Consider the following 6864-nt stretch of genomic DNA (forward strand, 5'->3'; position numbering starts at 1 on the left):
TCAGCTTGGCTTTTCCGGCCAACCTTCTTAGCTTTCTCTGACATCATCACCTCCGTTTCCCCATACACAGATTAAAACAAAAAAACCCTTTAAAAACAATGAGTTATGTAAAGAGTTTCGTTTTTCGACATTACTGAATGACAGATCCCAACGATTCCAGAAGACATCAAAAAAAGAGAAAAAACAAACGAGATGTAAAATATAAAACACGAAAATTCAGCAACTACATGTTTTTACTGGGTTTTTAATTTCTATGCGGTGCTCCCTGTGCTCCGATGTTCTCGGTGTGCTCGGTGTGCTCCATGTGCTCCATGGGGGTGCAGGGGGATTAGGGCGCAAAAAACCAAGATCAAAACTTGGATCTTTAACGCAGATCAGAGGTGCGCATAACGCCTTTTATGTTCAATTGAAGTTTTCGCATGCGAAAACTTGCCGCCCAACCAGATGCCTCCCAGAACGCCTCGAAATGCGCAGTGTTGTGGCTCAACACTGCGCCGTTTTGCCCTGAAAGTTTGCGACGGTTTTACGGGGATCCAGAGAGTCCAACCGAGGCGATCCAGTTTTGGTTCGATCTGGCAGGGAAAGGAGGATTTCGCTAGGTTTGCAGAGGTTCAAGACCTGCTGCAGATGGTGAAAACGGACACCTGTCCGATTTCATCGGGTGGGGCCACTGGCCCCACTCACTTAATTGCCAGCACCAACACCGCTACAGCCAGCGCAGCGGCGGCGACGGAGAGTACCGCAACGGAAAACCCGAGATTCTCCGTCAACGAGTTGGTGGAAAGCGTGTTTAAGATCTTCAGCATATAACCTCCTGTATGCTCGGTTAACTAACAATCGCAGCTGCACGCTGCCTCATCTTTAATAAGCCTCGACTCTCAAAAACCATTACAAAAACCTGTTGTATATCGATGCCTTACAACACAACAAAGTCATGCCTACGTGAGTCGAGATGGCCGGTATCCAGATATGCGAAAGCCCGCATAGGCGGGCTTCAGCTCTCTCTCTCTGATGCTATGTGGTTCTTCCTGACAGGCGTCGTTTCTCCTTAAGTGTGGTGTTATTCCTATAGTCAGGGTTTAAACAAAAAAGCCCGCATAGGCGGGCTTTGATAGGCATAAAAAATGGGCTTCGCCTCAAAAGAGACGAAACCCACTCTGGAGAGAATCTAACGCTGAAGGGCCACGAACTCAAGCAAATCCCAAGGACGGAAACTAAGAATCAACCCCCTTTGCAGCCTTGAGCATAAGCGCCACCGCCACGATAACAGCAGCCACCCCCAAGTTATGTTCCATGTTGTTCCCGCTGATCAGGAGCAGCACAGCCAACACCCAGTCCCTCATACAAGCACCTCTTTACCTCTGCAGTTTGATGCCTGCATGGTGGCATCACGACATGCTCGACCTGTAATGACGCTTTTCGCGGAAACCTCCCGAACAGGGGGAGGCTAGCGCAGTCTGCCTCCTCCAGATCGGGAGGCGGCAAGCGTAGCGCGGCAGGTCTTTCCGCCCCGCAGGGCTCCTACTTTGCGCAGCAAAGTGTAAGGAGTACACTTTGAACTCCAAAGCTGCCACCCTCGGAGCCCCCGATGAAGTTCACGTTCGCCGTAGCCAAGATGAGCAAAGCCGACATTGGCAGGGCTCAGGGACACAACCTCCGCCTCCACGAAACCAGCAGCCAGCTTCCGAAACGGGCATGGTTTACAGCGAGCCCGATGCACACCAAGGTCGAGTGGGATCAGGGCAAACTCGATGCAGCCTCGGCACTGGCCAAGCGCAAAGATGCCGTGGTGGCGATCGAGTTCATCATCCAGGTCGGCAACCAAACCGACTGGCGAGAAGACCCCACACCAGAGTGCCCTGAAGGGCCTCCCATCGAGCGCGATCTGGGGCAGTTCTTCGCCCCGTTTGGGGAGCAGGTAAAGGCATGGGCCGATCAGGAGTTCGGCCCCGAGAACGTGGTATCGATCCAGCTGCATATGGACGAGAGCACCCCGCACTTCCATGTCATTGCCACCCCGATCAAAGACGGCAAGCTGCAGGCAAAAGCGTGGCTGGATGGCGGCCGGAAGCTGGCGGGGATCCGGCGCCGATGCCACGCCACGATCAACGAAAAGATCCCCTGCGTGTACACCCCCAACGGTCTGGGGGGAAACCCGCACCGGCCAGACCTGCGCGCCGGCACCGCCCCAGCCCCAACCCTGCTCGAGAAAATGAGCGGCCACGCCAAAGCCCAGAAGCTGGAGCGGGAGAACGCCGCCCTGCAGGAGGAGAATGCCCAGCTCAAGCAGCTCCTGTTTAGCCGCCAGAAGGGCCGCTATAGCGCGGACAACGTGGAGCTGGCCAAGCAGGCTACCGCAGAGGCACAGAAGGCCCAGAGCGAGCTCCAGAAGGCGCAGGGAGAGGTTAAGCGGCTCACCATGGCTCTCGATAGCGCCCAGAGCGTGATAGGCCGACAAGGGGCAGAGATCGACAAGCTCAAGGGCTATAACCGAACGCTTTCGGAGCAGAACAACGAACTGGAGGAGAAGCTGCAGGATCTCCAGCCAAAGCGGAGTTGCGGTAAGGGGATGGGGCTATGAAGGTATGGCAGGTTGTAGGGCTACTGGCCGCAGTGCTGGCAGTGAAGGGGGCAAGCAGCTCCTCAAGTGGCTGGTTCATGAGGCTGTTTGGCCTGCATGACGTGTTCAGCTGGGCCGCCCCAGCATGGTGGGAAGGGGCGATATGCATGGGGGCGCTGGCCCTCCTGCTGCGCTGGGCAAAAGTCTGATATATCGGACCTAGCGGCTGCTCAGGTCTATCTCGATGCGGCGAAAACCAATGCCGTGGGCTGTGTTGGCAGCCGCATCGATGGAGGAGAAAACCCGCCAGCCTCCACGCTGCCGTTCCACGACTTCTGTGCCCGCTTTGCCAAAGCGCACCAAGTGGAGGTGGAACCCTGAACCCATGGGGGTGGGGACGATCATCGCCTTGGAGAACCCCCCCATGTCGAATACCGTCTTGGCCTCTTTCTCCTGCATCATCAAATCCCCAATATGAAGCATCAAATAGACAATTTGATGCTACCACTTCGGGAGCCGAAAGCAATCAATTTGGAAATTTGAAACATCGAATTTGCAAAATGATTTTCAATCCAGCTCAAGGCCCAAGGCAATGAGGCATTCCCGCCACTTCTGGGCCTCCAAATCGAAGTTGAGCAGACCACCTTCTACGCTGATCCGACTCCCCAAATCAAGCAGTTGCATGTCCGTCATGTCGCACAGGCGCTTGCCTGCAGCATCCAGTAGCCATACCCGATCACCATCGAGCTCGATCAGGTGCTTGTCGAACCTCATACCTACCTCCCGCCAGAGCCAAACCTAACCCGCTTCCGTGGATAACTGCTGCCGCCCACAAGCCGAACCGATGGCATGTGGACGGACGGGCGCAGTTACCCACCTCGCCAAGGTCATCTCTCTTTTTTTGTTTGAAAGAAAAGGGCGTAAGACACAGGCTCTCCTATCTTTCGCTGCGCTTCAAGATAGGCTCGCCCTCCTGCTTGGCTACGTTAAAAATGACGTAGTTACGCTGGATAGCTCGCCTTGCTCAGGACTATCGAGGCTGCTTGCGGCAGCTCCCCCTCACGCGCTCCTGAGACACACCTTGCCACTCTGCACCTGCTTCAGTCCCCACCTGTGGGCCGGACTGCCGCGCCGTTTTTATCGAGCTGGCCGTGGTTGGTTCCCCGTTGCGCTCGGTGCTGGTGCCCCATGGTTGCGAGCCATGGGAGGCTATGGTGCGCGTCGCACGCTGGGCAGTATGTGAGGTTTCCCCGTTCTGCCCGACCAACCACATCCACAAACGGCAACAAACTCATGCTTCCAATCCGTGCGGATACGACAAAACGCCAAAGGTGGTGGCCTTTGGTAACGGGCATTTGAGCAGGAAAACTTGATTGATAGGCGCGGAGGGCGCTAAACTGGAATCTGTATTAGGGTATCTGCTTCCTGCTCGAAGCCGCTACCTGGTACAAAGAGCGCCAACTCTGAGTACCATCGAAAAACCGCCCGCCAAGGCGGTTTTTTCGTTTCTGGTCGAAAGCATACGCGCTAGATCGAGATCAGCGCAAGAGGTGCGATTTGATCATACGCAAAAACAACACCTGATTTTTCAGATGGTTGTTAACCGATCTTGATACTTACCCTAACCCCTCAACAAACTCAGTTAAAACCTCTTTTATCGACTTACCTTGTGATGCTGCGTAGGTTTTCAACCGCGTATGCAGCGCCTCAGGCAAGTCGAAATTGACCCTCTTAACCTTACTTTCTCCAGATATATCACCCATCGTCATAGCCCGCTTTTCAGAGCTGGGACGACCAGCTTTTAGCATACTCATTAACTCATACCCTCATTAACTCATTTGAGTAAACTTAACACTTCGCTAGCCAAGGCTTGTATTTCTTGGGCCGCGCGGCCACTTGGTTCAATATCAATAACTGTTGTTCCGACTGCAGCAGAGCTCGGATAGATAACGCTCTGGGTAATTCCAGATTCAAGAACAGGTAGACCGTACCCCTCTAGAGCGCTTCTGATTTCAGCCCCAATCTTGGTGTTCTTAATGGCCCGACTAACAACGAACGCAGCCTTGAGACGACCATCTGTCATCTCTATCCGTTGCTTCACTAATTCGACCAAATCGGATGTAGCCCAAATGTCATACGGCGACGGCTGCACTGGGATCAGCACTAGATCACTAGCTTTGATCGCAGATATAGCCAAGTCGGCCGCCTGTGGAGCACCATCGATCACAATCAAGTCCTTGTGAGACACAGCCTTTATATCGCGCTCGATTGTTGGTCTATCAATACCAACAACAGGTACAGGCTGATCATCCCGCACTGCAGCCCAGTCACGAGCACTGCCCTGCGGATCACTATCTATCAAGAGCACATCATGCCCAGCTAATTGGAAAGCACGGACTAGGTGAGTAGCTATCGTGGTTTTTCCGCTCCCACCCTTTTGGTTAAGCACTGATATAACAACCATCCTCCCTCCCTTTCAATTAAAACTCAAAAACTCAAAAACTCAAATGATGTTTAATAAGCAGCATACCAGAGGATAAAAAATACGCGAAAAAAAACCGCTTTACTTCGAAAAAGACACGGGGTAGCTTGTGGGGCTATGGTGAGCTATGAGTAGCAATGAGCAACTGGGCAAGCTTATGCAGCTCTAAATCATGCTGTAACTACTAATTGCTTAAGAGAGCTGCATCCATCTAAAACACAACCCAAGGAGAGCCCTATGAAGCTCATCGATGGTAACGAAGTCGCTACTTTGCTGGGGATTAGCAAATCAACCTTATTCCGTTGGTGTGACATCTCTGAAGCCTCGGAAGATGCAAATTCAGTAGCAGCCGTACTCGCACAAATCCAGACTGTTCCCTTAACCCCCAAGGGTCCACGCGCCATGCATAAATGGGCAGTGGGCGCTCGCGACGAAACCCCCAAGGACTTCCCCCGCCCCTTTAAGATCGGCAGAGCCTACAAATGGAGCGACGAAGAAATCATGCAGTGGCTGGAGAAAAAAAGAGTTTAAAGCGCAAAGCATGGCGCCAAACCGACCCCGCCAACAGCCGCAAGTGATAACTATAGTTGACACACACACACACCCTAACCGACAATAAAGATGTCAACACATACCGGAACTTCTAAAAGAAGGGTGTTGATGTCGGAGAAACTACTACATAGGTTCTCCCCTAGCCTGAGAGCGGGATACCCAAAGACCAGACCGACAATTGAACAGAAAAAAACAAAAGGTGCCTCTGGGCGCCTTTTGTTTTCATAGCCTGTTGATACCAGCCGCTCGCTGAGAAAGCACAAACTCGAATGGCAGATTCTTACCCCTTGGTACTTCCCCCCACTGATCCAAGGTATACGCACTCACTACGTGCAACCGCAAAAATCCATCTGTTCCTGAAGGTTTCCTGATTTCCATCAAAATGAAATCATCGTGCAAATTCAGATGGTAATACCTTTGCCCACTAGTGCCAGCAATGAATGCTGTTACATAATCACCATCAACAGCCCCGAGTATGCGTTCTGTTAAAGTCTTGCTTCCTTCATATCTGTTTTGGCAGAAGTAACGCCGCTCCATCTTATGTCTTATCGGTTTCCCGTTACCTTTTTCATCAGTAAAAACATGAAAACCAAACGTAATTTCTATCGAAAGCATCCCTGACTTAGTAACCACCTGATGCACAGCTGGCCGTAAGTGGCTCATGTCATAATGAACACCAAAGCTCTCAACATCCCCCCACACTATACCTGCCATACTCTCACTCCCATGAGGCTCCAACCTCAATAACTCGGGCAGCTAAGGCGTGGTATCTCTGATCCTTAACCCTCTTCCCTTCACTGTAAATTTTCTTGATTACCACCAGAGGGTGAACGATCAACACATACTGATATTCACCAGATGCTCCGCTCTTGCATGAGATGAACCCCAACTCTTGCAACTTCTTCATCCTTCCAGACCAAGTGGTAACAGCCCTTTGCCCAGAAAAGCCGGACTCATAAGCAAGCGAATCCTTGTCCCTGATCTCTATAAAACCTTCATCGGAAACCCTGCACCACAAGGCCGTATAGACCTGAGATAGTGGCGAACCACTACCTGACAACTCGTCCAATATCCTAGAGACATGCGGCAATGTCCTCGGGATAGTTGCATAGCCGTCATTATGATGACGAGTCCAAATTGGGATCTCCTCTAACTCATCCCCCCACAACTCCTCAACTAAAGCCTTACGTCTTTCAGCTTGGCTTTTCCGGCCAACCTTCTTAGCTTTCTCTGACATCATCACCTCCGTTTCCCCATACACAGATTAAAA

At 51.9% G+C, this 6864-nt stretch carries 10 protein-coding genes; 3 read left to right on the top strand and 7 right to left on the bottom strand.

The window, feature by feature from the left end; translation table 11 throughout:
* Positions 1 to 680 precede the first annotated feature (680 nt).
* Entirely contained in the window at positions 681 to 806 is a 126-nt protein-coding gene (locus G5171_RS20160; protein WP_256380541.1) for a hypothetical protein, read from the bottom strand.
* 782 nt (positions 807 to 1588) lie between these two features.
* On the opposite strand from G5171_RS20160, the gene G5171_RS20165 reads away from it, so the two are divergent.
* Together G5171_RS20165 and G5171_RS20170 are read left to right on the top strand one after the other, a co-directional pair.
* Positions 1589 to 2581 carry a plasmid recombination protein gene (locus G5171_RS20165; protein WP_421260652.1) on the top strand — a complete coding sequence of 331 codons (993 nt, stop codon included), beginning with the start codon at positions 1589 to 1591 and terminating at the stop codon, positions 2579 to 2581.
* Entirely contained in the window at positions 2578 to 2769 is a 192-nt protein-coding gene (locus tag G5171_RS20170; RefSeq protein WP_059296383.1) for a hypothetical protein, read from the top strand. The genes G5171_RS20165 and G5171_RS20170 overlap by 4 nt, the downstream gene beginning before the upstream one ends.
* Before the next feature lie 10 nt (positions 2770 to 2779).
* On the opposite strand, the gene G5171_RS20175 is transcribed toward G5171_RS20170, so the two are convergent.
* The 4 genes from G5171_RS20175 to parA all read right to left on the bottom strand — a co-directional run bounded on the left by G5171_RS20175 (position 2780) and on the right by parA (position 5024).
* Entirely contained in the window at positions 2780 to 3019 is a 240-nt protein-coding gene (locus G5171_RS20175) for a hypothetical protein (RefSeq protein WP_015056833.1), read from the bottom strand.
* 108 nt (positions 3020 to 3127) lie between these two features.
* Positions 3128 to 3334, bottom strand: coding sequence for a hypothetical protein (locus tag G5171_RS20180; RefSeq protein ID WP_139717480.1), 207 nt, complete (start codon positions 3332 to 3334; stop codon positions 3128 to 3130).
* An 842-nt stretch (positions 3335 to 4176) separates the two neighbouring features.
* Entirely contained in the window at positions 4177 to 4374 is a 198-nt protein-coding gene (locus G5171_RS20185; protein WP_421260653.1) for a plasmid partition protein ParG, read from the bottom strand.
* Between the two features lie 20 nt (positions 4375 to 4394).
* Entirely contained in the window at positions 4395 to 5024 is a 630-nt protein-coding gene (gene parA, locus G5171_RS20190) for a ParA family partition ATPase (protein ID WP_201988223.1), read from the bottom strand.
* A 255-nt stretch (positions 5025 to 5279) separates the two neighbouring features.
* Here parA and G5171_RS20195 point away from each other — a divergent pair, with 255 nt between their 5' ends.
* Positions 5280 to 5573: a helix-turn-helix transcriptional regulator gene (locus G5171_RS20195; protein WP_421260654.1), complete on the top strand. Its 294-nt coding sequence runs from the start codon at positions 5280 to 5282 to the stop codon at positions 5571 to 5573.
* A gap of 243 nt (positions 5574 to 5816) precedes the next feature.
* On the opposite strand, the gene G5171_RS20200 is transcribed toward G5171_RS20195, so the two are convergent.
* Both G5171_RS20200 and G5171_RS20205 read right to left on the bottom strand, forming a co-directional pair.
* Positions 5817 to 6308: a hypothetical protein gene (locus G5171_RS20200; protein ID WP_201988221.1), complete on the bottom strand. Its 492-nt coding sequence runs from the start codon at positions 6306 to 6308 to the stop codon at positions 5817 to 5819.
* Between the two features lie 4 nt (positions 6309 to 6312).
* Positions 6313 to 6831, bottom strand: a complete 519-nt coding sequence (locus G5171_RS20205; RefSeq protein WP_411588850.1) for a hypothetical protein — start codon at positions 6829 to 6831, stop codon at positions 6313 to 6315.
* Positions 6832 to 6864: the final 33 nt, after the last annotated feature.

Origin of the sequence: Aeromonas sp. 600774 (assembly GCF_049175075.1) — a bacterium.
GTDB classification, from domain to species: Bacteria; Pseudomonadota; Gammaproteobacteria; order Enterobacterales; family Aeromonadaceae; genus Aeromonas; species Aeromonas veronii_A.